The sequence below is a fragment of the Acinetobacter sp. Lyrl_1 genome (assembly GCF_051948795.1).
Taxonomy (GTDB): domain Bacteria; phylum Pseudomonadota; class Gammaproteobacteria; order Pseudomonadales; family Moraxellaceae; genus Acinetobacter; species Acinetobacter towneri.
On record NZ_JAYJLK010000016.1, the window covers coordinates 1 to 25,195 of the forward strand.

The following is a 25,195-nucleotide window of genomic DNA, read 5'->3' on the forward strand; positions in this document are numbered from 1 at the left end:
TAAAGCATAGCGACCTATTGCTATACAGATCGCTATGTTTTTTTGTGTGAAAATTACTTCTTCTTACGTTTTAAGCGTTTCTTCGCCTGTTGTGCAGCAAGAGCCTCTAACGCCTCACGCAATTCTTCATCGCTAAAGGTGGTGATGTGTTGCAGCATCTGTAAAGTCACATCATCCAACACCAAATTGGCGTATTGTGCGACGTTTTTAAAGTTATCATCAAACACAATCGCATTGTCACTGTTGGTGCTGATATAACCTTGCTGAGTTAAGACTTTAATAAAGCTTTGGAACAAGGCTTTGTCAAAGAATTCAGGTGAGTTGAATTCATACAGCACCGACAAACGCTGACCGACCAAATGGCTGAGTTCTTCGACCTGACGTGCCGAAATATTGCCTGAGCCGCGTTGTGTAATCAGCGCCAGTGTCATGTAATAACGCTCTAAACTCTGCATTACAGGTGCAGCCAATACTACCAACTGGTTATGGTCTTCACTATTTGGTGCAGGTGAAATTAAGTTGCCTTCCGCATCTTCAGAAATCAATTTGGCCTGAATTAACGCTTCTACATAGGCACAAATCCGTTCTTTGAGTTCCTGATCTTGCCATTTCAAGAACAGCTCAGCTTTCAGGAACGGATATAAAGTACGAATGACGTTAATTAAATCGCCACGACGAATCGAACCATTGTGTTCCACCAACGCGGCAATTAAAGATGGCAAGACAAAGGCATGCAAAATATTGTTGCGGAAGTAGGTGAGTAACACCGCCTGATTGTCTTCAATCGCGATAATATCGCCCAAAACGTGCTGTACTCGTTTAATCAGTTTGAGTTTTAAGCCATAGGCAATAATTTCTTTGCCTGACAATGGGGTGACTTGAGTCCGTTCATCATAAGGCAGGGCAGTGAGTAGATTACGATAGGTGTCTAACTGCTTCACGCAAATTTCTTCATCCAAGGTATGTTTTGGCGTAGCCAATAAAATCAGCGATAACAAGGATACTGGGTTAATCACCGCAGCACGGTTGATGTTTTCCAAAATCGCATGCGCTGAAGTGTTCACTGCATCTGACACTTGAGGTGGAATAGGATCATCATTTTTTTCAATGCTGATGTGTTCGGCATCGTGTTGTTTTAGCACATCATCTAAAAACACAGGTTCGCCAAAATTGACATGCACCTTGCCAAAAATCCGTTCAATCTTGCGCATGGTTTTTAAAATACCCATCAGCGATTCAGATTCTTTTGGCTTGCCTTGCATTTCACCCACATAGGTTGAACCTTCCATCAGGCGTTCATAACCAATATAGGTTGGCACAAAAGCAATGGGTTTGGCGCGACCACGCAAATGACTGTGAATGGTCATGGCGAGCATGCCTGTTTTCGGTGGCAACAAGCGACCTGTACGTGAACGCCCACCTTCAATAAAGTATTCAAGCGGCGTGTTACGCGACAAAATACTGAATAAATATTCTTTAAAGACCGTCGTGTATAAGCCATTGCCACGGAAAGTACGACGGATAAAAAACGCACCGCCACCACGAAGCAATTGCCCTACAAATGGCATGTTCAGGTTATCGCCCGCAGCAATGTACGGCACCATCATGCCGCGTTTGTAAATCACATAAGACAGCAATAAATAGTCGATATGACTGCGGTGACATGGGGTGTAGATAATTTCATAGTCTTTGGCCAGTTCGCGCACGGTACTAAAATTATGCACTTCCACGCCATCGTACAATTGTGTCCATAAGCGGGTCAGTGCCATATCGGCAAAGCGTACCGCAGCATGAGAATAGTCCGACACAATTTCATTTAAATAACCAATCGCACGACGCTCGGCTTCAATCACGCTAATTTTACTGCGTAAACTTTCACGACGAATAGCATCTTGCACATCGGGAGATTTAATCAGACTGAGCATGACATTGCGACGGTCAGACAAGTCTGGGCCAAGCACGACTTCACGCTGCCCATCTAAGTAATTATTTAGCGTGTTGACAATAAAGGTCGCAGGCGACAGGTTTGGATGCTCAGTTTTGGCATGTTCAATTAAAGCGCGTAATGATTGTGGTTCGTGAAATTCCAAATAAGACTGACGACCATGCACCCCAATATTCATTAACTGCTTGACTGTGCCAGGCGTTGCCCACGTATCGGTAAACAGTAGTTTAAACCACGAATCCTCTTTGTCTGGAGAACGTCCCCACAACACGGTCACAGGTACCAATTCAATATCAAGTTCTGGGTGTTGTTCTAATTGTTCAATTAAACGTAACAAGCGTGGCGGAAAAGCATAAGGTGGTGGATTGAGTAGGTTGTTCTCATCGTGATGCTGTAAAAACAGAATCGAGGCTTTTTCTTTATGTGAACCCATCACCAATGGATCAAGCGCAGGCGTGAGTTTTAAGCGACGTGTTTCGCCATCGACCACCAAGGCATTGCTGCGTGAGTGATTTTGCAATACGTAGCAAGTTATCTTGGTGCGAGTGGCATTTGAGTCTACACTTTGCGCATCCTTGACAGGGACTTCACCCAAAACATGCGGTGTCACCACAAGGTCAAGCAGCTTACCAGAAAGCTGACGATACATTTGACCAAAACCACGCTTGGACATACTCACTCCTACTTCATCACCTAAGTCCCTAGCCAGTAGGGAATTTATTTTGCGTCATTGTATCTAATAATCGCGCTGCATTTTTAGATAATTTGCATGAATATTGTTAGATTTTATCGTTAAAAATCGTATTTTTAGCAAAATTGATCGGCTAAGTTGTGACACAGCGGTCAGTCTTTGATGGGTAAAAGATGCAGAATCTATGGCAAAATAGCAGGCTTAAAATAGTCAGTTTATTTTGACGATTTATTTTTTCATCGACTTCGATCCCGCATCCCCAATTTCCGCCATACATAGGTTAGTTATGAACGCACTCACACAAGAGCTGGTTGAACTTCTTTGTTTAGAAAAGTTAGAAGAAAATATCTACCGAGGTATCAGTCGTAACTTGGTGGGTAAACGTGTTTTTGGTGGACAGGTTTTGGGACAGGCTTTACGTGCTGCATCTTATACCACTGATCGTCCTGCGCACTCATTGCATGCCTATTTCTTGTTTGGTGGCGATGTCAACGCACCTATTATTTATGAAGTTGACCGTTTGCGTGATGGTAAAAGTTTTTCTAGCCGTCAAGTACGTGCCATTCAGCATGGGCGTACCATTTTTACTGCGATGGTGTCCTTTGCGCCGTTGGAAGACGGTCTGAATTATCAAATTTCAGAGCCAAACTATCCTGCAGCAGAAGCTTTAAAAAACGAAGCGGAACTCAAACAGCATATTGTCGAGTTTGTACCTGAAAATGTGCGTGCCAGTTTTATGCGTGATCGCTTGGTGGAGATTCGCCCGATTAATCCGAGCAATCCATTTTTACCGCAGCCTGAAGCACCTGCTTATGCACACTACATTCGTACCCATGACAGCATTTCACCAGAGGTGGATGAAGTGTCTTTGCATCAGGCAATTGCGGCATTTTATTCAGACTTCACGTTAATGACCACAGCACTGCGTCCGCATGGTTTGAGCTATTTATCACCAAGTTTGCAGTGTGCCAGTATTGACCATGCCATGTATTTCCATAAACCGTTCCGTGTGGATGACTGGATGTTGTACGACATGGAAGCCACCATTAGCACTAGTTCGCGTGGTTTGAACTTTGGGCGCATGTGGCAAAATGGTGAATTGGTGTGTAGCACCAGTCAGGAAGGCTTGATTCGTTTACGTGAAATCGAAACGCAATAAAATATAGCCTTTAAAATCTACATTCATCAGCCGACATTCATGTCGGCTTTTTTACATCCTGAAGCACGATCTGAACCTAATCAAAGTGCGCTAGAAAAATAATACTCGATTCAATTTCAGCCACATGGCATAGTCCACACATCACATTAAAAAACTCAATTGCGTATGAGCCTCAATACACAAATTCTAATTGCCGCAATTTTGGGTGTGGTGTTTGGTTTTATTCTGAATCTATTTCCAGACAGCACATTTTTTAGCGCCAGTTTGTATGGCATTGGTTTAATGAGCAGTATTTTTATTGGTTTACTGAAAATGCTGCTGATCCCACTAATTTTTAGCTCAATTGTGGTCGGTGTGTCGAACTTACAGGCTGTAGGGCAATTGAGTCGAGTCTGGAAAATTACGTTGGCGTGTTGTGTCACCACCACGACTTTGGCTTTAATTTTAGGTTTGGCGTGTGCGCATTTATTTGCAGTGGGTAAAGGCGTAGATATTGTGATGTTTCAAGATGCTATGGCGCAGCATCAAAGCCCAGACACGCTTACGCCGTCTTCGTTTTTTACCAATTTCATTCAAAACACCTTAATCAATCCGTTTAAAGCTTTTGCCGAGGGTAATGTTTTGGCAGTGGTGATATTTGCCTTATTGGTGGGTGTGGCGCTGGTCAAAGGCGGGGAGCACTTTAAAACGGTACGTAAACTCAGTCAGCAATTTTTTGAAATTATGATGTTGATGATTGGCTGGGTAATGAAACTGGCACCTTTGGGGATTTTTGCTTTATTGGCTAAGTTGGTTGCAACCGAAGATATTTCAGTCCTGAGTCGTTTGGCAGAGTTTGCTGCAGTGGTCACGGGCACCACGATTTTTCATGGTGTGGTGGTCTTGCCTTTGCTGTTGTGGATATTTGGCAAAATGGATCCGATCACCTTTTTTAAAGGCACACGTGCTGCCTTAATTACGGCTTTTGCCACCAGTTCCAGTTCTGCCACTATGCCACTTTCGATGAAATGTGCGCAGGAAAATTTAGGTGTGCGTCCGCAAACTGCAGGCTTTGTGATCCCGTTAGGTACACAACTGAATATGGATGGAACGGCATTGTATGAAGCTGCAGCGGCTTTGTTTGTTGCCAATTTAATGGGGCTGGATTTAAGTTTAGGACAGCAATTAATTGTCTGTGCCACAGCCATGATCGCTTCTTTGGGCGCGCCTGGTATTCCAAGCGCAGGTATGGTGACGATGATTATGGTATTACAATCGGTGGGCTTGCCTGCAGAAGCGATTGCGATTTTATTGCCGATCGACCGTTTGTTGGATACTGTGCGTACTGTGGTCAATGTGCAGGGCGATATGATGATTAGTGTGGTGGTCGATCGGCATACTCGTGATGACCCTGCACTGCATTCCTGATAATGGGTTTAAAATCGAATCAAGTTTTCAGCATCATCCTGTTTTATTGTGCTATGTAAAGACATGAGCCAAAGCAGATTAATCCCAACATGGGCTGTAGGCCACTTCCCAAATATGACCATCTAAGTCCTGAAAATAACCTGCATAACCGCCGTAAAAGGTGCTCTGTGCAGGTTTTAAAATTTTCGCACCTGCATTTTTTGCTTGTTTCAATACCTGATCGACCTCGAGTGGGCTATGTACATTATGTCCTAAAGTGATTTGTGCAGCACTGCTGGCTGTACCTGTTAAGCCTGTATCTTGTTGTAAACTTTGTTTAGACCATAAAGCCAGTTTTAAGCCTGCTTGCAGTTCAAAAAAGACCACCGCACCTTGTTCAAATTCCTGTCCAATAATGCCTTCAGTTACAAGTCCTAAGCCGTCGCGGTAAAAATCGAGTGCACGTTGTAAATCTTCTACCGCTAAGGTAATCACTGAAATGTGTGCCTGCATGTTTGATCTCCTTATCTTATGTAATTGTTTAAGCGTTTAATTGTTATGATCTTGACAGTAGGGCATTTCTGGCTGCGTTGTAAAGTGCAACTTTGGTGGAGAGGGAGATTGTGATTACGGCGTAAAACTGAAAGTGGACATACAAATAAAAAGTCCTATTCGAGATTGAGCGAATAGGACTTTATGTTATAGACCAATAGTCAGTAATTTAACGGACTATTTGGTTTCGGTATCAGATGCGGTTAAATCGTCAGTTTCTAAAAATTCAGGCTGATCAACATCAACATCAACATCAACATCAACATCAACATCAACATCAACATCATCGCCAGTCGCTTCTGGAATGCTGTCTAAATCAAATTGATGCGCTTGTTCTAAGGTAAAGTTCAAGCGTCCGCCCATCACACTCGCAAGTTCTTCCAAACCTTGCTTATTGAGTGATGAAAACAATTGAATCGAGAAATCTAGTTTCATCTTTTTCAACTGCTGTTTGACTTCAAGCAATACTTTATTGGCAGGGCCGCGGTTGAGTTTGTCCGATTTGGTGAGCAATACATGCACGAACAATTTACGCGAATACGCCCATTCCAGCATCATCACATCAAAGTGCTGTAAGGGATGGCGAATATCCATCAGTAACACCAAGCCTTGTAAACTTTTACGATGAATCAAATAATTTTCGAGTTCTTTTTGCCACACAATTTTCATGGCTTCAGGTACGGCTGCATAACCATAACCGGGTAAATCGACCAAACGCTGTTCGGGGTTGCCCAAACTAAAGAAGTTGATCATTTGAGTACGACCCGGTTTTTTAGAAGCACGTGCCAATTGTTTTTGATTGGTTAAAGCATTAATTGCACTGGACTTACCTGCGTTGGAGCGTCCTGCAAAAGCCACTTCGTAGCCAGTATCTTCTACACATAAATTCAGTTTAGGCGCACTCATTAAAAACTCGGCTTTACGCAGCCAGTTTAAGGCGCGAACAGAGTATTCAGTAATGGCAGGGTCTACTTTTTTCTCGTAGCTAATTTTCTGCCGTGGCTGTGCTGCTGCCTTACTGTTTTTCGATTTTCCTCTGCTATGGTGCATAACTTAACTTCAATTCATGGTCTACAAACAGGCATTATAAAGCAAGTCATACAGGCAAGCGACCTTTGCGCCCTGAATGCCCGAAAAAAGCAACATCTAGGATGATATTGCTTTGACCGTTTAAGTTACTTTAAAGATGAATCAGCGGGATTGGAGATTGTGTACTGAACTGTAAATTGGGTACAGGCTGTAGCACTTCACCCAAGCTGTATTGATCTAAGCTTTGATAAAACTGTTCCATTGCCTGATTGAGAATGCCTTTTAGTCCACATTGCGCACGCAGCACGCAGGGCGGGGTATTACACTCTACAATTTGATTTTCACCTTGCAGGATTCTCACCACATGACCTAAACGCAAAGGCAATGCTTCAGGATGCAAACGAATCCCGCCACCTTTACCACGAGTGGTAATTAGCCATCCTTGCTTACCCATAAAGTGAACGATTTTTACCAGATGGTTCTGGGAAACATGCAAATCCTGTGCAATTTCCGCAATGGTATAGGGTACATCTCGAGGACGCGAGATATACATTAAAATACGCAGCGCATAGTCGGTGAATTTATTTAATTGCATGATCGCACAGATGTTTTTTTTAAATACAAATAAATTAAGGCTAGTCTAGCATAACTAGACTAGCCTTACCTATTAGCTTTTAATGCTTTAGATTAGTGGCGAACACCACCTGTACCAAACGCTTCGCTATGGATTTGCTCATCTTTGATGCCACGCGCAAGTAAAGCTTTACGCTGTTCTGCCATGAATGGCATTGGACCACATAAGTAGTAATCTGCATCGGCTGGTAACAGCGCTGCATCTACAGTGCTGAGGTCTAAACGACCTGCAACATCGTAATCTTGACCCAGTACATCACCTTCGTTCGGGAACTCATACGCAGTCAACGTATGAATACGTGGACATTTTGCAGTTAAGTCTTGGAGATGCTGTTTCATGGCATGTACTTGTTTGCTACGACATGCGTGAATAAATGTCACAGGTTGTGGCACATCTAAAGTCACCAATTGATTCAACATTGCAATCATTGGTGTTAAGCCAACGCCGCCACTAATGAAGACATTGCGTTTGTTGCTGTCGATGAGGAAGAAGTTACCTGTTGGTGCAGATACTTCAACTTCAGAACCTTCTGGTAATTGGTGCAATACGTTCGATACCCAACCTGCAACTTTATCTGCACCATTGCCTGGCTCACGTTTTACAGAAATACGTAAGTAATCTTGTTGTGGGCTAGTCGATAGCGTGTATTGACGTGGTTGCTTCAAGCCAAGTTCAGGTACAAATACGCGTACTGAAATATATTGACCTGCTTCGTATTTTGGTAAATCGCCACCATCTACTGGCTCGAAGTAGATTGAAGTGATTTCGTCACTTTCTACAACTTTCTTGGCAATTTTGAAATTACGCCAGCCTAACCAGCTGCCTTTAGTTTGTTCGTGTTGTTCGTAGATTGCACGTTCAGCATTAATAAACACTTCTGCTAACTGACCATAAGCAGCTGCCCATGCATCAATTAGAGGATCTTCCATTGAAATATTTAATACTTCGCTAATAGAGTGAAGTAGGTTTTCGCCCACAATATTATAGTCAGGTGCTTGAATGTTTAAGCTCACGTGTTTGTGGGCAATCAATTCAATCACAGGCGCAAGCACAGAAGGATCTTCAATGTTTTCAGCATAAGCCAATACAGCACCTGCAAGCGCTTGAGCCTGCGCACCACTACGTTGGTGACCCATGTTAAAGGTTTCTTTTAGATCAGGATTATTCCCCAACATGCGGTTATAGAAATAACCAGTCAGTGCGACACCATTTTCACGGAGTACAGGAACAGTTGCTTTTACAAGGTCAATTTGCTGTGGAGTCATGTTCGATCTCTCATGGCTGTTATTTATAAGATGTATTCAAAATACATCTTATAAATAAGGATTGCAAACATTTTTTTGTGAAACCTTAAAAAAAATATGGATTATAAAAATATCCCATTATTTTTAAAGTTTTTATGGGGTTTGTAGATGTGACAGCGAGAGGTTTGTAAGTGTTCATTTAGGTTTTGGATGGTGCATCCATGAATGAAATCTATACAAACCTCATCGTTTATAACATGCTATTTCTTACCAAATAATGACCCTAACAAACCTCGTACAATTTTCTGCCCAGTAGAACCGCCTAAGCTGCGTGCTGCGCTTTTGGCAAAGGTACCCACAATATCTTGAGTCAGTTTTTCACGCTGTTTGGCAGCGCGTTCTGCTTCTTTTTGCTGTTCGCGGGCTAGACGTTCTTGCTCGCGCGCTTGTTGTTTGGCGAGTGCTTCGGCTTCTTTTGCCTCTTGCTTGGCGCGAGCTTCAGCTTCTTTGGCTTCAATTTTAGCTTGTTCTGCTGCTGCGGCTAGTTGCTGACGTTGTTCAACTTTTTGTTGCAGCATTTCATAAGCACTTTCACGATCTAATTGCTGCTCATACACACCTGCAATAACACTCTGGCTGATACAGGCTTGACGTTCTTCTGTGCTAATTGGGCTAAACGATGAGTAGGGCGGCATTACCCAAGCGCGTTCTGCAATTTGCGGTGTGCCTTGTTCATCTAAGCAACTAATTAAGGCTTCACCTACCGCAAGTTCGGTAATGGCTTGTTCAACTTTAAAGTCTGGGTTGGCACGGAATGTATCTGCGGCAGTTTTTACTGCTTTTTGGTCTTTGGGTGTAAAAGCACGTAAGGCATGCTGAACACGGTTACCCAATTGTCCCAATACGCTTTCAGGCAAGTCCAGCGGGTTTTGGGTCACAAAATAAATCCCCACGCCTTTAGAGCGAATTAAGCGTACCACTTGTTCAATTTTTTCTTGTAGCGTGCTGCTGGCATTGTCAAATAACAAGTGTGCTTCATCAAAAAAGAACACCAGTTTTGGCTTGTCCATATCGCCCACTTCAGGCAATTGTTCAAACAGTTCTGATAACATCCATAATAAAAAGGTGGCGTACAGTTTTGGCGTGTTCATGAGTTTGTCTGCAGCCAAAACATTAATATTGCCGCGTCCCTGACTGTCAGTTTGAATAAAATCCAAAATATCCAAACTCGGCTCACCAAAGAATTTATCACCGCCCTGATCAGCTAAAGCCAGTAAATTGCGCTGAATCGCACCCAAACTGGCTGGAGAAAGATTGCCATACTCAGCTTTAAATTCACTGGCGTGTTCGCTGACATAGGTCAGCATGGCTTTTAAATCTTTAAAATCAATCAGTAATAAACCCTGATCATCGGCAATACGGAATACCGCAGACAACACGCCCTCTTGGGTGTCATTCAGGTTCAGCATTTGCGCCAATAATAACGGGCCAATTTCAGAAATGGTGGTACGAATCGGATGACCTTGTTCGGCAAATAAATCCCAAAACACCACAGGAGATGCTGCAAACGGAATGCTTTCGATACCTAAGCTCTGAATACGTGCATCAAACTTTGGGCTGCTGCTGCCTGCTTTGGCTAGACTTGAAACATCGCCTTTGGCATCGGCTAAAAATACGGATACACCAATTCGTGAAAAGCTTTCTGCCAAGACTTTTAAGGTGACGGTTTTACCTGTACCTGTTGCACCTGCAATTAAACCGTGGCGGTTGGCAAACTGTGAATGTAAAACCACGTCTTGTTGAACGTCGGCAGTTTTTTTACCAATAACGATTGCTGTACTCATATTTTTATCCTGATTTATATAGCTATTGTTAAAATGATGATCTGTGCTGCATTAGTCGCTGAAGCGTTGTAAGGCATTTTGAATATCTTGAATTAAATCTGCAGGATGTTCTAGCCCAATACAAAAACGCACCAATAATCCTTCAGCCAAGTGAGAGTGCTCTAGGGTACGCATGGACTTGAGAACGTAAAGCATCACTAAACTTACGGGGCCGCCCCAGCTAAAGCCGAGTTTAAATAAAGATAGTGCATCACAGAATTGGCGTACAGAGGCTAAATCATATTCAGGCTTAAAAATCACACTGACCAAACCTGCGCTGTGTCCATCGCGGCAAATTTCTTTCCAATACGCATGCCCCGCAGATGTGGCATCGGCAGGGTGCAACACCTGAGCAAATTGTGGTTGTAGTTTCAGCCAGTTGAGTAATTCAATTGTGCTTTTTGCTTGGTGCTCATAACGTAGTTGCATCGAAGCCAAACTGCGTTGTACTTGCGCGACATCATCCCCCGATACGCAAATACCTTGAATGGCATGCATACGAAACAGTTGATGATGTAAGTGTTGATCACGGGTCACGACAGACCCCATTAAAATGTCACCACCACCACTTGGGTATTTGGTCAGGGCATGGACGCTTATATCGACACTTAAATGTTCATCACCAAAATCGAAAGCATTAAACGCAAGTCCTGCACCCCAAGTATTATCTAAGGCTGTGAGCATGTGATGTGATTTGGCTTTTTTGACTAATGCAGTTAGGTTTGGAAACTCTAGTGTGACCGAACCTGCCGCTTCTAGCCAAATCAGTTTGGCTTGGGCAGAAGGTTGAAAGCTATCGACATCAATTGGATTGTAGACTTGAACGGTGATGCCGTAACGCTGCTCTAAATTGCGTAAATGCTCCATGTTTGGGCCGTAAATATTGTCAGCCACCCAAACTTCATCGCCTTGACTTAAAAAGCAGGAATTCACCAAATTAATTGCTGATAGTCCGCTTGGTGCGAGTAAGCAGTATTCACCACCTTCTAATTGCGCAATCTGATCAGCGAGTGTGAATGTAGTCGGTGTGCCATGTGTGCCATAGCTATAATCATAAGCATCAGTCCAGTGTCGATTAAACAGTGCATCTGTGTTTTCAAAGATAATGGTCGATGCACGAAATAGGGGAGGCTGTACCGTTTGAATATATTGTGGGGCACGTCTTGGTGCATGAATTAAAGCAGTTTGAGCATTATTCTTCACAGGTTCACTCAGAAAATAAGCAAATATTGAGTTTAGCTTAAGAGAAATACTGGCTTTAGGCTATAAAAAGCTGCACTACAAGACATGCCTTGAACTTGGCGCTATTTTTGCAGAAGCTGAAGTATAGAAAATACAAAGGATGATCCAGATGAAAGCACCACTAAGCGTGCATTATTTTCAGCATAGTGCAGGTGAAGGTTTTGGAAGTTGCTATGACTATTTAAAGCAGATGGGGGCGCATATCACTGCAACCGAATTTTTTGCTTTACCGCCTGAGCAAAATATTGAAATTGAAGCTCTGCCCAAAGTTGAAGAGATTGACCTGTTAATTGTGATGGGCGGTGCCATGAGTGTAAATGATGAAGTACATTATCCATGGTTAAAAACAGAAAAACGCTGGATTAGGCGTTATTTGGCGATGGGTAAACCTGCAATCGGTTTGTGTTTAGGTGGGCAGATGATTGCCAATGCGTTGGGTGCAGCAGTGAGTCCTAATCCTGAACAGGAGCGCGGTTGGCATCCTGTCTATAAAGTCGAAAATATACCAGAAAGCTGTTTCCAAATGCCTGATCAAATCTCAGTGATGCAGTGGCATGGCGAAACTTTTGAATTACCTAAGGGCGCGGTAAGACTTGCCAGTAATGCCGCTTGCACCAATCAACTGTATCAAATTGGGAAAAACGTACTAGGATTTCAGTTCCATCCAGAAATTACCCCACGGGCTTTGCAGTTGTTTTTGGACAATGCTGAAATGAAACCTGCATTTTCAGGCATGTATGTACAACCCGCGCATGAATTAAAACAGATGTCTGCAGCACAATTTCAGGCAGGCAACCAATTAATGAATCGTGCAATAGATTATGTTTTAGTACAAAGCAAACTTAGGGAATAAAGTCATGGATTGTGCTGCTAACACAGAAATGAAAGTTAGTCATGGTGAGGATGATTTGCGCTGTCAAGGTAGAGGAAATGGTCAAAAAGCAGATTACCTACATTTACACTCAATAATTGGATAGGAATGCTGCTTAACTCATATATAAAGTGCTAATCGTATATTTTAAAAAGAGAAATCGGCAGAGCGTGAAAAATAAAGCAATAAAGCCAAAAAGAGATTTGCTTATGCATTAAACAATCGTTATAATGGGCGACCCTTTATGCAAGGGGGTTAACTGCGAAGAAAGTAGTTAACATCGTGACAGTCGTGGCATCGATCATGACCTTAGTGATAATTCACTGCCTTTGACACTTGCCTTAAATTAGTGGGGTGAGATGCGTCAAGGGTGATTCTTTATATATTTGGCTTGGAGTTAACTGGTATGTCTAACCAGAGAATTCGTATCCGTTTGAAGTCTTTTGATCATCGTCTGATCGATCAATCTGCTCAAGAAATCGTAGAAACCGCTAAGCGTACTGGCGCACAAGTTTGTGGTCCAATCCCGATGCCAACTCGCATCGAACGCTTCAACGTTTTAACATCACCACACGTAAACAAAGATGCGCGCGACCAGTATGAAATCCGTACTTACAAGCGTTTGATCGACATCGTTCAACCTACAGATAAAACTGTTGATGCGTTGATGAAATTAGATCTAGCAGCTGGTGTTGATGTTCAGATTGCATTGGGTTAAGGCTTTCGGTTAATTAACACTCTAAGTTAATTAGGCCGCTTTTTTAGAGGTTTATGCACATGGCTATTGGTTTAGTCGGTCGCAAGTGCGGTATGACCCGTATCTTTACAGATGCTGGTGTTTCTGTACCTGTTACAGTGATTGAGGTTGATCCTAACCGCATCACTCAAATCAAAACGCTTGAAACAGATGGTTATCAAGCAATTCAGGTTACTACTGGTGAACGTCGCGAATCTCGCGTAACTAACGCTCAGAAAGGTCACTTCGCTAAAGCGGGTGTTGCTGCTGGTCGTTTAGTTCAAGAATTCCGTGCTACAGAAGCTGATCTTGAAGGTCGTGAAGTTGGCGGAACTATCGGTGTAGATTTGTTCACAGTAGGTCAGATCGTTGACGTAACTGGTCAGTCTAAAGGTAAGGGTTTCCAGGGTGGTGTTAAGCGTTGGAACTTCCGTACTCAAGACGCTACTCACGGTAACTCTGTTTCTCACCGTGTTCTAGGTTCTACAGGTCAAAACCAGACTCCTGGTCGCGTATTCAAAGGCAAAAAAATGGCTGGCCATTTAGGTGCTGAACGCGTAACTGTACAGGGTCTTGAAATTGTATCTATCGACACAGAGCGTTCAGTTCTTGTTGTTAAAGGTGCGATTCCTGGTGCGACTGGTGGTGACGTAACTGTACGTCCTACGATCAAGGCTTGAGGGGAAATAACGTGAATTTAAATACTGTTTCCGGCTCTGCTGTTGAGTTATCTGAAGTTGCGTTCGGTCGTGAATTCAATGAAGCACTTGTACACCAAGTTGTTACGGCTTACTTAGCTGGTGGTCGTCAAGGCTCTAAAGCTCAGAAATCACGTGCAGACGTTGCTGGCGGTGGTAAAAAACCATTCCGTCAAAAAGGTACTGGCCGCGCTCGTGCTGGTTCTATTCGTAGCCCAATCTGGGTTGGTGGTGGTAAAACTTTTGCTGCTCGTCCACAAGATTGGTCTCAAAAAGTTAACCGCAAAATGTACCGCGGTGCAATGCAATGTATCTTAGCTGAACTTGTTCGCCAAGATCGTCTTGTATTGGTTGAAGAGTTTGCTGTTGAAGCTCCTAAAACTAAAGAGTTGCTTGCAAAACTTAACGACTTGAATGCAACTCGCGCATTGATCGTAACTGAAGCTGTAGATGAGAATCTATATCTTGCAGCGCGTAACCTTCCACACGTTGATGTGGTTGATGCTACTGCAATCGATCCTGTTAGCTTGATCGCGTTCGACAAAGTTGTAATGTCTGTTGCTGCTGCTAAGAAAATTGAGGTAGAACTCGGATGAACAACGAACGTTTATATCAAGTCCTACAAGGACCTGTATTTTCAGAAAAAGCACAAGTTTTAGGCGAAACTGCTGGTGTTCAAGTATTCAAAGTTGCATTAAATGCAAACAAACTTGAAATCAAAAAAGCAGTTGAGCAATTATTTGGTGTGGAAGTTGTTAAAGTTAACACGACTATCACTAAAGGTAAGACTAAGCGCTTTGGTCGTACATTGGGACGCCGTTCTGATGTTAAAAAAGCATACGTCACCCTGAAAGCTGGCCAAGATGTTGAAATGGCTGACTTGGGCGATACCGCTGAAAGCGCAGCGGAATAAGGACGAAATTTATGCCGATTCAAAAATGTAAGCCAACGTCTCCAGGACGTCGCTTTGTAGAGAAAGTCGTTCACGACCATCTTCACAAAGGTGCGCCTTATGCGCCGTTGGTAGAAGCTAAAAAACGTACTGGTGGTCGTAACAACAACGGTCACATTACTACACGTCACGTTGGTGGTGGTCATAAGCAACACTACCGTATCGTAGACTTCAAACGTAACAAAGATGGCATTCCTGCTGTTGTAGAGCGTATTGAATACGATCCAAACCGTACTGCACACATCGCATTGTTGAAGTATGCTGACGGTGAACGTCGTTATATTATTGCGCCTAAAGGTTTACGTGCTGGTGATCAAGTTCAATCTGGTAACGATGCTCCAATTCGTCCAGGTAACTGCTTACCACTTCGTAATATGCCAATCGGTGCTACTCTTCACAACATCGAACTTAAAATCGGTAAAGGTGCTCAATTAGCGCGTTCTGCTGGTACTTCGGTTCAATTGTTGGGTCGTGACGGTTCATACGCTATCGTTCGTCTACGTTCAGGCGAAATGCGTAAAGTGCACGTTGAGTGTCGCGCTGTGTTAGGTGAAGTATCTAACTCAGAAAGCAACCTTCGTTCACTTGGTAAAGCAGGTGCTTCGCGCTGGCGTGGTGTTCGTCCTACCGTTCGTGGTATGGCAATGAACCCGGTTGATCACCCGCACGGTGGTGGTGAAGGGCGTACTAAAGGTATCCAACCTGTGAGCCCATGGGGTCAAAAAGCTAAAGGGTACAAGACACGTACCAACAAGCGTACGACTAAGATGATTATTCGCGACCGTCGCGTTAAGTAACAAGTAAAGGAATCTGACAATGCCTCGTTCTCTGAAAAAAGGCCCATTCGTCGATGCGCACTTGTTCGCTAAGGTTGAAGCGGCAATCGCGGCTAATAACCGTAAGCCGATCAAAACTTGGTCGCGTCGTTCGATGATCCTCCCAGATTTTGTTGGTTTAACAATTTCTGTTCACAATGGTCGTAACCATGTTCCAGTGATTATCTCTGAACACATGGTTGGTCATAAACTCGGTGAATTCGCGCCAACTCGTACCTATCGTGGTCACGGTGTTGACAAGAAGTCTAAACGTTAATAGGTGCTATGATGGAAGTAACTGCTAAATTACGCGGTGCCGCTATCTCGGCACAAAAAGCACGTTTGGTTGCAGATCTTATCCGCGGCAAATCTGTTGCGCATGCACTTAACATTTTAAACTTCAGCAACAAAAAAGCTGCTGTTTTAGTTAAGAAAGCATTGGAATCTGCAATTGCAAATGCTGAACACAATAACAGTTTAGATGTAGACGACCTTAAAGTATCTACGATTTACGTTGACGAAGGCATGAGCCTTAAACGTATTATGCCACGTGCTAAAGGCCGTGCAGATCGTATTACTAAGCGTACTTGTCACATCACCGTTAAGGTAGGGGTTTGATATGGGTCAGAAGGTTCATCCAATCGGTATCCGCCTAGGTGTTGTGAAACGTCATAACGCTAACTGGTATGCGAATCCGAAACAATACGCTGAATACTTGCTTAAAGACCTTCAAGTTCGTGAGTTTTTAACTAAAAAACTTAAGAACGCAATGGTAAGCAATATTCTTATCGAACGTCCAACGGGTGCTGCTAAAGTAACAATTAGCACTGCGCGTCCTGGTATCGTAATCGGTAAAAAAGGCGAAGACATTGAGAAATTACAACGCGAATTAACATCTATTATGGGTGTTCCTGCGCAAGTAAGCATCAACGAAATTGACCGTCCAGACTTAGATGCACGTTTAGTTGCTGAAGCAATCGCTTCTCAATTAGAAAAGCGTGTAATGTTCCGTCGTGCTATGAAGCGTGCGGTACAGAACTCTATGCGTGCTGGTGCTAAAGGTATCAAAGTTGAAGTTTCTGGTCGTTTAGGTGGTGCAGAGATTGCACGTACTGAATGGTATCGTGAAGGTCGTGTACCTTTGCATACACTTCGTGCGGACATCGACTATGCAACTATGCGTGCTGAAACTACTTACGGTACGATTGGTGTTAAAGTTTGGGTATTCCGTGGTGAAATCTTGGGTGGCATGAAGCAAGTCATGAACCCAGCACCTGCTGAAGAACGTCCAGCTAAACGCGGTCGCGGTCGTGGTGAAGGTCAAGAGCGTCGTGGTCGTCGCAATGATCGTTCTGCTGAAAAAGGAGAATAATCCATGTTGCAACCTAAACGTACTAAATTCCGTAAGGTGCAAAAAGGCCGTAACACTGGCTTAGCGCACCGTGGTAGCTCAGTATCTTTCGGTACTATCGCTCTTAAATCAGTTGAACGTGGTCAAATGACTGCGCGTCAAATTGAAGCGGCACGTCGTACAATCAGCCGTCGTATTAAGCGTGGTGGTAAGATCTTTATCCGTGTATTCCCAGACAAACCAATTACTTCTAAGCCTCTTGAAGTGCGTATGGGTAAAGGTAAAGGTTCTGTGGAATATTGGGTTTGTCAAATCAAACCAGGTAAAGTCTTGTACGAAATTGATGGTGTGAACGAAGAATTGGCGCGTGAAGCATTTACGCTTGCTGCTGCTAAACTTCCGTTTAAAACCACTATCGTGACTCGGACGGTAATGTAATGAAAACTAAAGATCTACGTGAAAAGTCGGTAGAAGAGTTGACAGCTTTGCTTGATGAGCAACAGCTTAACCAATTCCGTCTTCGTATGGCGAAAGCAACTGGTCAATTGGGTAAATCGCATGAAGTTGCGCTTACTCGTAAAACTATTGCACGCATCAAGACCCTCCTTACCGAAAAACAGGGGAACGGGCAATGAGTCAAAATACAGTCCGCACGTTAACTGGCAAAGTTGTAAGCGACAAAATGGAAAAATCTATTGTTGTCCTTATTGAACGCCAAGTTCAACACCCGTTGTATGGCAAATTGATTCGCCGTTCAACCAAATTACACGCTCATGATGAGAACAATACCGCCAAGATTGGTGATGTTGTAACCATCAAAGAAAGCCGCCCAATGTCTAAAACTAAGTCATGGACTTTAGTTGAAGTTGTTGAAGCTGCTGCTGAGTAATTAACGTTCTTGTTGCATCATCGGTCAATTTCGAGTACTCTTTGAGCCTTTCGAAATTGTGACCGGTGATGCTCGGTTTTGGAGTAGGGCAATGATTCAAACCGAAACGATGCTTGACGTAGCTGACAACAGTGGTGCTCGCCGCGTACAATGTATTAAAGTACTAGGTGGTTCACATCGTCGTTATGCTTCTGTTGGCGACATTATTAAAGTTACTGTAAAAGAAGCTATTCCACGCGCACGTGTTAAAAAAGGTGACGTGATGAATGCTGTTGTTGTACGTACAAAGTTCGGTATTCGTCGTCCAGACGGTTCTGTGATCCGTTTTGATGATAACGCTGCTGTTATTTTGAATAACAACAAAGCACCGATTGCAACTCGTATTTTCGGACCAGTGACTCGTGAACTTCGTACTGAACAGTTCATGAAAATCATTTCATTGGCTCCTGAAGTTCTATAAGAGGCAATCATGGCTAAGATTAAAAAAGGCGATCAAGTAATTGTGATCGCAGGTAAAGAAAAAGGCAAACAGGGTACTGTTCTGTCAGTTTCTAATGACCGTGTTAAGGTCGAAGGTCTTAACTTGGTTAAGAAGCACCAGAAGCCAAACCGTGCTACGGGCGCTGAAGGCGGTATCGTAACGCAGGAAGCTTCGCTTCATATCTCAAACGTGGCAATTTTTAATGCTACAACCCAAAAGGCTGACCGTGTTGGTTACCAAACGATTGATGGCGTGAAAACTCGCGTTTATAAATCGAATGGTGAATCAGTGGCGGTGGCGAAGTAATAGGTTGAAATAGGCAATGGCCAGACTTAAAACACGTTACAACGACGAACTTAAGGCTCAATTACAAGAACAATTGGGCGTTAAGAATGTGATGGAGATCCCTCGCATCACTAAAATTACCATCAACATGGGTGTTGGTGCTGCAGCTGCTGACAAGAAATTGTTAGATGGCGCTCTTTCTGATATGCAAGCTATTGCTGGTCAAAAACCAGTTTTAACATTAGCTCGTAAATCAATCGCTGGTTTTAAAATCCGTGATGGTTGGCCGATTGGTTGTAAAGTTACTTTACGCGGCGAACGTATGTACGAATTCTTAGACCGTTTGATCTCTATCGCGATCCCTCGTATCCGTGACTTCCGTGGTTTCTCTTCGAAATCATTTGATGGTCGTGGTAACTACTCTATGGGTCTCAAGGAACAAATCATGTTCCCTGAAATCGATTTCGATAAGATTGATCAAATTCGTGGTATGGACATCACCATTACTACGACTGCTCGCACCGATGACGAAGGCCGTGCGCTTATGCGTGCATTCGGCTTCCCGTTCAAATAAGAGGTCGATATGGCTAAGAAAGGTATGATTAATCGCGAATTGAAACGCGAAGCTACTGTTGCTAAATACGCTGCAAAACGTGCTGAATTAAAAGCAACGATTGCAAACGTAAATGCAAGCGACGAAGAGCGTTTCGAAGCGATGATGAAATTACAAGCATTACCACGTAATGCGTCTCCAGTACGTCTTCGTAACCGTTGTGGTTTAACTGGTCGTCCTCATGGTTACTTCCGTAAGTTCGGTTTAAGCCGTAACAAATTACGTGACACAGTAATGCAAGGTGATGTACCGGGCGTTGTTAAGGCAAGCTGGTAAGGAGCACTATAAATGAGTATGCAAGATACCGTTGCCGACATGCTAACGCGTGTTCGTAACGCTCAAATGGCAAAGAAACAAACTGTTTCTATGCCTAATTCTAAGTTGAAGGTTGCTATTGCAAACGTACTTCAACAAGAAGGTTATATCGCAAATGTAGAAGTGGCTGACAACGAAGGCAAACCTACATTAACGATTACTTTAAAATACTATGAAGGCAAACCAGTTATCGAAACTGTGAAACGCGTAAGCCGTCCAGGTCTACGTCAGTATCGCGGTAAAGATGCACTTCCAAGCGTTAAGCAAGGTTTAGGTATTGCAATCGTTTCTACAAGCAAAGGCATCATGACTGATCGCGCTGCACGTGCTGCAGGTATCGGTGGTGAAGTTATTGCTTTTGTTTCTTAATAATAGGTGATTCCTCATGTCTCGTGTGGCTAAAGCCCCAGTAACTGTACCTAACGGTGTTACAGTTACTCAGAACGGCCGGCAGGTCGAAGTGAAAGGCAGCAAAGGTACATTGTCTTTCAACCTGCATGCGCTGGTCGAGCTAAAACAGGAAGACGGTATTTTAGCTATTGCTCCTAAAGCTGAGTCGAAAGACGCTTGGATGCAAGCTGGTACTGCTCGCGCTGTGCTTAACAACCTTGTAAAAGGTGTGAGCGAAGGCTTCGAACGTAAGTTGCAATTGATTGGTGTTGGTTATAAAGCTGCGGTAAAAGGTAACGTTGTTAACCTTAACCTTGGTTTTTCACACCCAATCGATTACACCCTTCCTGAAGGTGTGACTGCAGAAACTCCAACTGCAACTGAAATTATCCTTAAATCTGCTGATAAAGCAGCTTTAGGTCAAGTTGCTGCGGATATCCGTGGATACCGTCCACCAGAGCCATATAAAGGTAAAGGTGTTCGTTATTCGGATGAAGTTGTTCTTCGTAAAGAAGCTAAGAAGAAATAAGGCGCGAGGTTCTTATGAACGAAAAGAAACAATCCCGTTTGCGTCGTGCGAAAAGCACACGCTTGCACATCCGTGCATTGGGTGCGACTCGTTTGTGTGTAAACCGCACGCCGCGTCACATCTATGCTCAAGTTATTTCAGCAGATGGTGGCAAAGTTTTAGCGCAAGCTTCAACTTTAGATGCTACTTTACGTGCTGGTACAACTGGTAACGTTGAAGCAGCTCAAAAAGTAGGTGCTTTAATTGCAGAACGCGCGAAAGCAGCTGGCGTAACTAAAGTTGCGTTTGACCGTTCTGGTTTTAAATATCATGGTCGTATCAAAGCCTTGGCTGATGCTGCTCGTGAAAACGGCTTGGAGTTCTAATCATGGCTAAAGTTGAACAAAACGAAGGTCTTGTTGAAAAGCTGGTTGCCGTTGATCGCGTAGCCAAAGTTGTTAAAGGTGGTCGTATCTTCTCTTTCACAGCATTAACTGTTGTGGGTGATGGTAATGGTCGCGTGGGTTTTGGTCGTGGTAAAGCACGTGAAGTTCCAGCTGCTATTTCTAAAGCACTTGAAGCTGCACGTCGTAACATGATCACTATCGAATTGGCAGATGGTACTTTACAACACCCGATTCATGCGCGTCATGGTGCAAGCCGTGTTTACATGCAACCAGCATCTGAAGGTACTGGTGTAATTGCGGGTGGTTCTATGCGTGCAGTTTTAGAAGCTGCAGGTGTACGTAACGTATTGACTAAATGCCGTGGTTCTACTAACGCTGCAAACGTAGTGAACGCAACTTTTAACGGTTTGCGTGACATGACAACTCCTGAAAAGGTTGCTGCGAAACGTGGTCTTTCAGTAGAACAAATTCAAGGGTAATCAATCATGAAAACGATTAAAGTTACCCAGACTAAATCTGCATCGCACCGCTTGAAAAATCACAAGCTTAGCCTTAAAGGTTTAGGTCTGCGTCGTATTGGTCATACTGTAGAAGTGCAAGATACGCCTTCTAACCGTGGTATGATCAACCAAGTCTACTATATGGTTAGTGTAGAGGAATAAGCCATGACTCTGCGTTTAAATGAACTTGCACCTGCAGAAGGTGCTAAGCGTGAAGCCCGTCGTCTAGGCCGTGGTATCGGTTCTGGCGTTGGTAAGACTGGTGGTCGTGGTATCAAAGGTCAAAACTCACGTAAGAGCGGTGGTACACGTCCTGGATTCGAAGGTGGTCAAACTGCGTTATATCGTCGTTTACCTAAATTCGGTTTCACTAGCCAAATCGCTTTGAAAACTGCTGAAGTACGTTTATCTGAGCTTGCTAAAGTTGAAGGCGACATCGTTAGCCTAGAAACTTTAAAAGCAGCGAACGTTGTACGTAAAGATATGATTCGTGCTCGTATCGTACTTTCTGGTGAAATTACTCGCGCATTCACTGTTCAAGGTGTTGCTGTGACTAAAGGCGCTAAAGCTGCTGTTGAAGCTGCTGGCGGTAAAGTCGAGGAGTAATCCCCAGTGTCTATGACTCCTAGTTCTTCAGGTCATGTTCATATGATGAAAGGCCAACCATTTCATGTGAAATATCGTGAAATTATACGCCGAATGATGTTTCTCATTGGTGCGTTGTTGGTGTTTCGACTAGGAGCGCATATTCCAGTACCAGGCATTAATAATGCTGCACTTGAACATTTGTTTAATGCAAACCAAGGTACAATCCTTGGTTTGTTTAACATGTTTTCGGGTGGTGCATTAGAGCGGATGTCGATTCTTGCTTTAGGGATCATGCCATACATTTCTGCATCGATTATTGTGCAGTTAATGTCAACCGTGGTTCCTTCGCTGGAAGCTTTGAAAAAAGAAGGCGAACAAGGCAAGCGTAAAATTAATCAATATACGCGCCAAGGAACACTTTTTCTTGCACTTGTGCAAGCAATTGGTATGTGTGCAGGTCTGATTAGTCAAGGGATTACCCTTACTTCAGGTCTGGCTTTTTACGTTCCAGCTGTTACCTCTTTGGTAGCAGGAACTATGTTCCTAATGTGGTTGGGTGAACAAATTACCGAACGCGGAGTGGGTAATGGTATTTCCATGATCATTTTCGCAGGTATTGTTGCAGGCTTGCCTAATTTAATTATGCAGTCTTTCTCATCTATTGATAGTGGTCAGTCTAGTCTGATTGGCTTGGCAATTTTTGGCCTTTTATCATTGGGTGTACTTGCAGCAATTGTGTTTATTGAGAAAGCGCAGCGTCGTATTCCAGTAAACTATGCTCAAAAACAACAAGGTCGTCGTATATTTACTGCACAGCAAACGCATTTGCCATTAAAAATTAATATGGCAGGTGTTATTCCTGCAATTTTTGCCAGTTCATTGCTTTTGTTCCCTGCGAGCTTAGGTCAGTGGGTAGGCAGTGCAGATCCTAATGCAGGATTAATCAAGCGTAGTCTTCAAGACTTGGCATTGGTATTGTCGCCTGGACAACCGTTGTATTTGGTGCTCTTTGGTGCGTTAATTATCTTTTTCTGTTACTTCTACACTGCGCTGGTTTTCAGCCCTAAAGAGGTTTCAGAGAACTTGAAACGCAGCGGAGCTTATGTGCCTGGTATTCGCCCAGGTGAGCAAACTGCTCGTTACTTAGATCATATTCTCAGTCGTTTGACCTTTATTGGCGCGATTTACATCACAGTGATTTGTTTAATGCCAATGGTATTACAGAGCTCTTTTGGTATTCCATTCTATTTGGGTGGTACCTCATTGCTGATTGTTGTGGTGGTCGTGATGGACTTTATGGCTCAGCTTCAAGCACATCTCACCTCGCACCAGTACGATAATCAAACGTTAATGAGAAAAACGACTGCTCATCCTAAGGGATAAGCGCACTTAGAGGTTTCATCATGAAAGTACAAGCTTCTGTAAAGAAAATTTGTGGTAGCTGTAAAGTTATCCGTCGTAATGGGGTTATCCGCGTAATTTGCAGCGCAGAACCTCGTCATAAGCAGCGTCAAGGTTAATTTGATTAAGACCTGTTGATTTCAGTAGGCTAATTAGGTTATTATCCGCCCCTCAAGATTTTTGTGGGGCGGTTGATTGTCTTAACTGCCTTTTTGGAGAAAATTGAATGGCTCGTATTGCCGGTGTAAACATTCCGGATAACAAGCACGCTGTTATCTCTCTCACTTATATCTTTGGTATTGGTCGCCACACTGCTAAGACTATCTTGGCTGCTGCGGGCATCGCTCCAACAACAAAGATCCGTGAACTAGATGACGCTCAGCTTGATGCGATTCGTGCAGAAGTTGCTAAGGTTCCGACCGAAGGTGACTTACGTCGCGAAATTTCCATGAACATTAAACGTTTAATGGATTTAGGCTGCTACCGCGGTCTTCGTCATCGTCGCAGCTTGCCTGTCCGTGGTCAACGCACCAAAACTAACGCACGTACCCGTAAAGGTCCGCGCAAACCGATTAAGAAATAAGATTTCTGGAAGCTAAAAGATGGCTAAAGATACTCGCACACGCAAGAAGGTCACTCGTACCGTCTCTGAAGGTGTTGCACACATTCACGCTTCTTTTAATAACACCATTGTGACCATTACCGATCGTCAAGGTAATGCACTGGCTTGGGCTACCTCAGGTGGACAAGGCTTCCGTGGATCACGTAAATCAACTCCGTTCGCTGCTCAGGTAGCTGCTGAAGTTGCTGGTAAAGCTGCTTTAGATTACGGTTTGAAAAACTTGGACGTCCTTGTTAAAGGTCCTGGTCCAGGTCGTGAGTCTGCGGTTCGTGCATTAGGTGCAGTGGGTTATAAAATTAACAGCATTACCGATGTGACTCCAATCCCTCACAACGGTTGCCGTCCACCTAAAAAACGTCGCGTGTAAGGAGAAACATTCATGGCTCGTTATATTGGTCCAAAATGCAAACTCTCTCGCCGCGAAGGGACAGACCTGCAACTTAAATCTGGCGTTAAACCTTTTGACGTCAAAACTAAAAAACACGCTAAAGCACCTGGCCAACATGGCGGGGCTCGTGGTGGTAAGCAATCTGAGTACTCACTACAATTACGTGAAAAACAAAAAGTACGTCGTATGTACGGTGTTTTAGAGCGTCAATTTAGTAACTACTATAAAGAAGCTGCTCGTGTGAAAGGCGCAACAGGTGAAAACTTGTTGAAATTGCTCGAAAGCCGTCTTGATAACGTTGTTTATCGCATGGGTTTTGGTTCTACACGTGCAGAAGCTCGTCAGCTTGTATCTCACCGTAGCATTACTTTAAATGGTCGTCGTGTTAACATTGCGTCTATCCAAGTTAAAGCTGGTGATGTAATTGCAGTTCACGAAGGTGCTAAACAACAATTACGTATTAAAAACGCAATTGAATTGGCTGCTCAACGTGGTATCCCTTCTTGGATGGAAGTTGACCATTCTAAATTAGAAGGTACGTTTAAAGCTGCACCAGATCGTTCTGATTTACCTGCTGAAATCAACGAAAGCTTGATTGTAGAATTGTATTCTAAATAATC

The 25,195-nt window shown here is 43.5% G+C and carries 35 protein-coding genes and 1 pseudogene; 29 read left to right on the forward strand and 7 right to left on the reverse strand.

The annotated features are described in order from the left end of the window. Positions 1 to 53: 53 nt before the first annotated feature. Positions 54 to 2,618: a glycerol-3-phosphate 1-O-acyltransferase PlsB gene (plsB, locus tag VF675_RS06905; protein ID WP_440204988.1), complete on the reverse strand. Its 2,565-nt coding sequence runs from the start codon at positions 2,616 to 2,618 to the stop codon at positions 54 to 56. 304 nt (positions 2,619 to 2,922) lie between these two features. Here plsB and VF675_RS06910 point away from each other — a divergent pair, with 304 nt between their 5' ends. Together VF675_RS06910 and VF675_RS06915 are read left to right on the forward strand one after the other, a co-directional pair. Further along, positions 2,923 to 3,795, forward strand: a complete 873-nt coding sequence (locus VF675_RS06910) for an acyl-CoA thioesterase (protein ID WP_004974677.1) — start codon at positions 2,923 to 2,925, stop codon at positions 3,793 to 3,795. Positions 3,796 to 3,960: 165 nt separating this feature from the next. After that, positions 3,961 to 5,202: a dicarboxylate/amino acid:cation symporter gene (locus tag VF675_RS06915; protein ID WP_004974680.1), complete on the forward strand. Its 1,242-nt coding sequence runs from the start codon at positions 3,961 to 3,963 to the stop codon at positions 5,200 to 5,202. A gap of 78 nt (positions 5,203 to 5,280) precedes the next feature. Here the strand turns inward: VF675_RS06915 and VF675_RS06920 are convergent, their stop codons facing one another. The 6 genes from VF675_RS06920 to VF675_RS06945 form a co-directional block, all read right to left on the reverse strand. Then, positions 5,281 to 5,694 (reverse strand): VOC family protein, encoded by a 414-nt coding sequence (locus VF675_RS06920; RefSeq protein ID WP_019836869.1) that lies wholly within the window; start codon positions 5,692 to 5,694, stop codon positions 5,281 to 5,283. A gap of 216 nt (positions 5,695 to 5,910) precedes the next feature. After that, entirely contained in the window at positions 5,911 to 6,783 is an 873-nt protein-coding gene (gene yihA / locus VF675_RS06925) for a ribosome biogenesis GTP-binding protein YihA/YsxC (RefSeq protein WP_346792499.1), read from the reverse strand. Between the two features lie 130 nt (positions 6,784 to 6,913). Beyond that, on the reverse strand, positions 6,914 to 7,357 hold the full coding sequence (locus VF675_RS06930; protein ID WP_004974689.1) for an RrF2 family transcriptional regulator: 444 nt from the start codon (positions 7,355 to 7,357) through the stop codon (positions 6,914 to 6,916). 92 nt (positions 7,358 to 7,449) lie between these two features. Continuing rightward, a complete protein-coding gene (gene hmpA, locus VF675_RS06935; protein ID WP_004974691.1) occupies positions 7,450 to 8,661 on the reverse strand; it encodes an NO-inducible flavohemoprotein in 1,212 nt (403 codons plus the stop codon). 239 nt (positions 8,662 to 8,900) lie between these two features. Next, positions 8,901 to 10,484, reverse strand: coding sequence for a helicase HerA-like domain-containing protein (locus VF675_RS06940; protein WP_440204989.1), 1,584 nt, complete (start codon positions 10,482 to 10,484; stop codon positions 8,901 to 8,903). Between the two features lie 51 nt (positions 10,485 to 10,535). After that, on the reverse strand, positions 10,536 to 11,726 hold the full coding sequence (locus VF675_RS06945) for a PLP-dependent transferase (RefSeq protein WP_440204990.1): 1,191 nt from the start codon (positions 11,724 to 11,726) through the stop codon (positions 10,536 to 10,538). A gap of 148 nt (positions 11,727 to 11,874) precedes the next feature. On the opposite strand from VF675_RS06945, the gene VF675_RS06950 reads away from it, so the two are divergent. From VF675_RS06950 to rpsD, 27 genes and pseudogenes are all read left to right on the forward strand, one after another. Then, entirely contained in the window at positions 11,875 to 12,618 is a 744-nt protein-coding gene (locus VF675_RS06950) for a type 1 glutamine amidotransferase (protein WP_440204991.1), read from the forward strand. 424 nt (positions 12,619 to 13,042) lie between these two features. Next, positions 13,043 to 13,354, forward strand: coding sequence for a 30S ribosomal protein S10 (gene rpsJ / locus VF675_RS06955; RefSeq protein ID WP_000070912.1), 312 nt, complete (start codon positions 13,043 to 13,045; stop codon positions 13,352 to 13,354). Positions 13,355 to 13,413: 59 nt separating this feature from the next. Beyond that, positions 13,414 to 14,052 (forward strand): 50S ribosomal protein L3, encoded by a 639-nt coding sequence (gene rplC, locus VF675_RS06960; protein WP_026438075.1) that lies wholly within the window; start codon positions 13,414 to 13,416, stop codon positions 14,050 to 14,052. A gap of 11 nt (positions 14,053 to 14,063) precedes the next feature. Next, positions 14,064 to 14,666, forward strand: a complete 603-nt coding sequence (gene rplD, locus VF675_RS06965) for a 50S ribosomal protein L4 (RefSeq protein ID WP_004974702.1) — start codon at positions 14,064 to 14,066, stop codon at positions 14,664 to 14,666. Beyond that, positions 14,663 to 14,983: a 50S ribosomal protein L23 gene (gene rplW / locus VF675_RS06970; RefSeq protein ID WP_004974703.1), complete on the forward strand. Its 321-nt coding sequence runs from the start codon at positions 14,663 to 14,665 to the stop codon at positions 14,981 to 14,983. The genes rplD and rplW overlap by 4 nt, the downstream gene beginning before the upstream one ends. 11 nt (positions 14,984 to 14,994) lie before the next feature. After that, positions 14,995 to 15,819, forward strand: a complete 825-nt coding sequence (gene rplB / locus VF675_RS06975; protein WP_004974706.1) for a 50S ribosomal protein L2 — start codon at positions 14,995 to 14,997, stop codon at positions 15,817 to 15,819. Positions 15,820 to 15,838: 19 nt separating this feature from the next. Then, positions 15,839 to 16,114 (forward strand): 30S ribosomal protein S19, encoded by a 276-nt coding sequence (rpsS, locus tag VF675_RS06980; protein WP_004673001.1) that lies wholly within the window; start codon positions 15,839 to 15,841, stop codon positions 16,112 to 16,114. Positions 16,115 to 16,125: 11 nt separating this feature from the next. Then, positions 16,126 to 16,455 (forward strand): 50S ribosomal protein L22, encoded by a 330-nt coding sequence (gene rplV, locus VF675_RS06985; RefSeq protein WP_001982638.1) that lies wholly within the window; start codon positions 16,126 to 16,128, stop codon positions 16,453 to 16,455. 1 nt (position 16,456) lies between these two features. Continuing rightward, positions 16,457 to 17,273 (forward strand): annotated as a pseudogene (gene rpsC / locus VF675_RS06990) (30S ribosomal protein S3). Continuing rightward, complete coding sequence (gene rplP, locus VF675_RS06995) at positions 17,213 to 17,626, forward strand: 50S ribosomal protein L16 (RefSeq protein WP_004691317.1); 414 nt, start codon at positions 17,213 to 17,215, stop codon at positions 17,624 to 17,626. Before rpsC ends, rplP begins: the two are co-directional and overlap by 61 nt. Beyond that, complete coding sequence (gene rpmC, locus VF675_RS07000; RefSeq protein ID WP_004650482.1) at positions 17,626 to 17,823, forward strand: 50S ribosomal protein L29; 198 nt, start codon at positions 17,626 to 17,628, stop codon at positions 17,821 to 17,823. The genes rplP and rpmC overlap by 1 nt, the downstream gene beginning before the upstream one ends. After that, complete coding sequence (gene rpsQ / locus VF675_RS07005; protein WP_004974714.1) at positions 17,820 to 18,077, forward strand: 30S ribosomal protein S17; 258 nt, start codon at positions 17,820 to 17,822, stop codon at positions 18,075 to 18,077. The genes rpmC and rpsQ overlap by 4 nt, the downstream gene beginning before the upstream one ends. Before the next feature lie 91 nt (positions 18,078 to 18,168). Further along, complete coding sequence (gene rplN, locus VF675_RS07010; RefSeq protein ID WP_001982634.1) at positions 18,169 to 18,537, forward strand: 50S ribosomal protein L14; 369 nt, start codon at positions 18,169 to 18,171, stop codon at positions 18,535 to 18,537. 9 nt (positions 18,538 to 18,546) lie between these two features. After that, positions 18,547 to 18,864, forward strand: coding sequence for a 50S ribosomal protein L24 (gene rplX / locus VF675_RS07015; protein ID WP_004974717.1), 318 nt, complete (start codon positions 18,547 to 18,549; stop codon positions 18,862 to 18,864). A 16-nt stretch (positions 18,865 to 18,880) separates the two neighbouring features. Continuing rightward, positions 18,881 to 19,417 (forward strand): 50S ribosomal protein L5, encoded by a 537-nt coding sequence (gene rplE / locus VF675_RS07020; RefSeq protein WP_004974719.1) that lies wholly within the window; start codon positions 18,881 to 18,883, stop codon positions 19,415 to 19,417. Positions 19,418 to 19,426: 9 nt separating this feature from the next. Then, the gene (gene rpsN / locus VF675_RS07025; RefSeq protein ID WP_004825185.1) at positions 19,427 to 19,732 is read left to right on the forward strand and encodes a 30S ribosomal protein S14; all 306 of its coding nucleotides are present in this window, start codon (positions 19,427 to 19,429) and stop codon (positions 19,730 to 19,732) included. Positions 19,733 to 19,744: 12 nt separating this feature from the next. Continuing rightward, entirely contained in the window at positions 19,745 to 20,140 is a 396-nt protein-coding gene (rpsH, locus tag VF675_RS07030; protein WP_004974720.1) for a 30S ribosomal protein S8, read from the forward strand. A gap of 16 nt (positions 20,141 to 20,156) precedes the next feature. Further along, positions 20,157 to 20,690 (forward strand): 50S ribosomal protein L6, encoded by a 534-nt coding sequence (gene rplF / locus VF675_RS07035; protein WP_004974722.1) that lies wholly within the window; start codon positions 20,157 to 20,159, stop codon positions 20,688 to 20,690. A 14-nt stretch (positions 20,691 to 20,704) separates the two neighbouring features. Next, positions 20,705 to 21,055: a 50S ribosomal protein L18 gene (rplR, locus tag VF675_RS07040; RefSeq protein ID WP_004281497.1), complete on the forward strand. Its 351-nt coding sequence runs from the start codon at positions 20,705 to 20,707 to the stop codon at positions 21,053 to 21,055. A gap of 2 nt (positions 21,056 to 21,057) precedes the next feature. Next, the gene (rpsE, locus tag VF675_RS07045) at positions 21,058 to 21,555 is read left to right on the forward strand and encodes a 30S ribosomal protein S5 (RefSeq protein WP_004974725.1); all 498 of its coding nucleotides are present in this window, start codon (positions 21,058 to 21,060) and stop codon (positions 21,553 to 21,555) included. 6 nt (positions 21,556 to 21,561) lie between these two features. After that, on the forward strand, positions 21,562 to 21,738 hold the full coding sequence (gene rpmD / locus VF675_RS07050) for a 50S ribosomal protein L30 (protein ID WP_004786899.1): 177 nt from the start codon (positions 21,562 to 21,564) through the stop codon (positions 21,736 to 21,738). A 3-nt stretch (positions 21,739 to 21,741) separates the two neighbouring features. Continuing rightward, the gene (rplO, locus tag VF675_RS07055) at positions 21,742 to 22,182 is read left to right on the forward strand and encodes a 50S ribosomal protein L15 (RefSeq protein ID WP_168418774.1); all 441 of its coding nucleotides are present in this window, start codon (positions 21,742 to 21,744) and stop codon (positions 22,180 to 22,182) included. Between the two features lie 45 nt (positions 22,183 to 22,227). Then, a complete protein-coding gene (gene secY, locus VF675_RS07060; RefSeq protein WP_440204999.1) occupies positions 22,228 to 23,547 on the forward strand; it encodes a preprotein translocase subunit SecY in 1,320 nt (439 codons plus the stop codon). A 20-nt stretch (positions 23,548 to 23,567) separates the two neighbouring features. Then, on the forward strand, positions 23,568 to 23,684 hold the full coding sequence (gene rpmJ / locus VF675_RS07065; RefSeq protein WP_000867907.1) for a 50S ribosomal protein L36: 117 nt from the start codon (positions 23,568 to 23,570) through the stop codon (positions 23,682 to 23,684). A 107-nt stretch (positions 23,685 to 23,791) separates the two neighbouring features. Continuing rightward, complete coding sequence (gene rpsM / locus VF675_RS07070; RefSeq protein ID WP_004974734.1) at positions 23,792 to 24,148, forward strand: 30S ribosomal protein S13; 357 nt, start codon at positions 23,792 to 23,794, stop codon at positions 24,146 to 24,148. A 19-nt stretch (positions 24,149 to 24,167) separates the two neighbouring features. Next, the gene (gene rpsK / locus VF675_RS07075; protein ID WP_001040166.1) at positions 24,168 to 24,554 is read left to right on the forward strand and encodes a 30S ribosomal protein S11; all 387 of its coding nucleotides are present in this window, start codon (positions 24,168 to 24,170) and stop codon (positions 24,552 to 24,554) included. A 12-nt stretch (positions 24,555 to 24,566) separates the two neighbouring features. Beyond that, positions 24,567 to 25,193 carry a 30S ribosomal protein S4 gene (gene rpsD, locus VF675_RS07080; protein WP_004786890.1) on the forward strand — a complete coding sequence of 209 codons (627 nt, stop codon included), beginning with the start codon at positions 24,567 to 24,569 and terminating at the stop codon, positions 25,191 to 25,193. Positions 25,194 to 25,195 lie beyond the last annotated feature (2 nt).

Excerpts from the sequence above, each read along its gene's own strand:
- VF675_RS06910 (WP_004974677.1), top strand. The coding sequence starts at position 2,923 with ATGAACGCACTCACACAAGAGCTGGTTGAACTTCTTTGTTTAGAAAAG.
- rplV (WP_001982638.1), top strand. The coding sequence starts at position 16,126 with ATGGAAGTAACTGCTAAATTACGCGGTGCCGCTATCTCGGCACAAAAA.
- rpsD (WP_004786890.1), top strand. The coding sequence starts at position 24,567 with ATGGCTCGTTATATTGGTCCAAAATGCAAACTCTCTCGCCGCGAAGGG.
- rplB (WP_004974706.1), top strand. The coding sequence starts at position 14,995 with ATGCCGATTCAAAAATGTAAGCCAACGTCTCCAGGACGTCGCTTTGTA.
- VF675_RS06950 (WP_440204991.1), top strand. The coding sequence starts at position 11,875 with ATGAAAGCACCACTAAGCGTGCATTATTTTCAGCATAGTGCAGGTGAA.
- rplO (WP_168418774.1), top strand. The coding sequence starts at position 21,742 with ATGACTCTGCGTTTAAATGAACTTGCACCTGCAGAAGGTGCTAAGCGT.
- rplX (WP_004974717.1), top strand. The coding sequence starts at position 18,547 with ATGGCTAAGATTAAAAAAGGCGATCAAGTAATTGTGATCGCAGGTAAA.
- rpsM (WP_004974734.1), top strand. The coding sequence starts at position 23,792 with ATGGCTCGTATTGCCGGTGTAAACATTCCGGATAACAAGCACGCTGTT.
- secY (WP_440204999.1), top strand. The coding sequence starts at position 22,228 with ATGAAAGGCCAACCATTTCATGTGAAATATCGTGAAATTATACGCCGA.
- rpsN (WP_004825185.1), top strand. The coding sequence starts at position 19,427 with ATGGCTAAGAAAGGTATGATTAATCGCGAATTGAAACGCGAAGCTACT.
- hmpA (WP_004974691.1), bottom strand. The coding sequence starts at position 8,661 with ATGACTCCACAGCAAATTGACCTTGTAAAAGCAACTGTTCCTGTACTC.
- rpsQ (WP_004974714.1), top strand. The coding sequence starts at position 17,820 with ATGAGTCAAAATACAGTCCGCACGTTAACTGGCAAAGTTGTAAGCGAC.
- VF675_RS06915 (WP_004974680.1), top strand. The coding sequence starts at position 3,961 with ATGAGCCTCAATACACAAATTCTAATTGCCGCAATTTTGGGTGTGGTG.
- rpmD (WP_004786899.1), top strand. The coding sequence starts at position 21,562 with ATGAAAACGATTAAAGTTACCCAGACTAAATCTGCATCGCACCGCTTG.
- rplF (WP_004974722.1), top strand. The coding sequence starts at position 20,157 with ATGTCTCGTGTGGCTAAAGCCCCAGTAACTGTACCTAACGGTGTTACA.
- rpmJ (WP_000867907.1), top strand. The coding sequence starts at position 23,568 with ATGAAAGTACAAGCTTCTGTAAAGAAAATTTGTGGTAGCTGTAAAGTT.
- rplN (WP_001982634.1), top strand. The coding sequence starts at position 18,169 with ATGATTCAAACCGAAACGATGCTTGACGTAGCTGACAACAGTGGTGCT.
- plsB (WP_440204988.1), bottom strand. The coding sequence starts at position 2,618 with ATGTCCAAGCGTGGTTTTGGTCAAATGTATCGTCAGCTTTCTGGTAAG.
- yihA (WP_346792499.1), bottom strand. The coding sequence starts at position 6,783 with ATGCACCATAGCAGAGGAAAATCGAAAAACAGTAAGGCAGCAGCACAG.
- rpsJ (WP_000070912.1), top strand. The coding sequence starts at position 13,043 with ATGTCTAACCAGAGAATTCGTATCCGTTTGAAGTCTTTTGATCATCGT.
- rplP (WP_004691317.1), top strand. The coding sequence starts at position 17,213 with ATGTTGCAACCTAAACGTACTAAATTCCGTAAGGTGCAAAAAGGCCGT.
- rplR (WP_004281497.1), top strand. The coding sequence starts at position 20,705 with ATGAACGAAAAGAAACAATCCCGTTTGCGTCGTGCGAAAAGCACACGC.
- rpsE (WP_004974725.1), top strand. The coding sequence starts at position 21,058 with ATGGCTAAAGTTGAACAAAACGAAGGTCTTGTTGAAAAGCTGGTTGCC.
- rpsS (WP_004673001.1), top strand. The coding sequence starts at position 15,839 with ATGCCTCGTTCTCTGAAAAAAGGCCCATTCGTCGATGCGCACTTGTTC.
- rpmC (WP_004650482.1), top strand. The coding sequence starts at position 17,626 with ATGAAAACTAAAGATCTACGTGAAAAGTCGGTAGAAGAGTTGACAGCT.
- rpsH (WP_004974720.1), top strand. The coding sequence starts at position 19,745 with ATGAGTATGCAAGATACCGTTGCCGACATGCTAACGCGTGTTCGTAAC.
- VF675_RS06920 (WP_019836869.1), bottom strand. The coding sequence starts at position 5,694 with ATGCAGGCACACATTTCAGTGATTACCTTAGCGGTAGAAGATTTACAA.
- rplE (WP_004974719.1), top strand. The coding sequence starts at position 18,881 with ATGGCCAGACTTAAAACACGTTACAACGACGAACTTAAGGCTCAATTA.
- VF675_RS06930 (WP_004974689.1), bottom strand. The coding sequence starts at position 7,357 with ATGCAATTAAATAAATTCACCGACTATGCGCTGCGTATTTTAATGTAT.
- rplC (WP_026438075.1), top strand. The coding sequence starts at position 13,414 with ATGGCTATTGGTTTAGTCGGTCGCAAGTGCGGTATGACCCGTATCTTT.
- VF675_RS06940 (WP_440204989.1), bottom strand. The coding sequence starts at position 10,484 with ATGAGTACAGCAATCGTTATTGGTAAAAAAACTGCCGACGTTCAACAA.
- rpsK (WP_001040166.1), top strand. The coding sequence starts at position 24,168 with ATGGCTAAAGATACTCGCACACGCAAGAAGGTCACTCGTACCGTCTCT.
- rplW (WP_004974703.1), top strand. The coding sequence starts at position 14,663 with ATGAACAACGAACGTTTATATCAAGTCCTACAAGGACCTGTATTTTCA.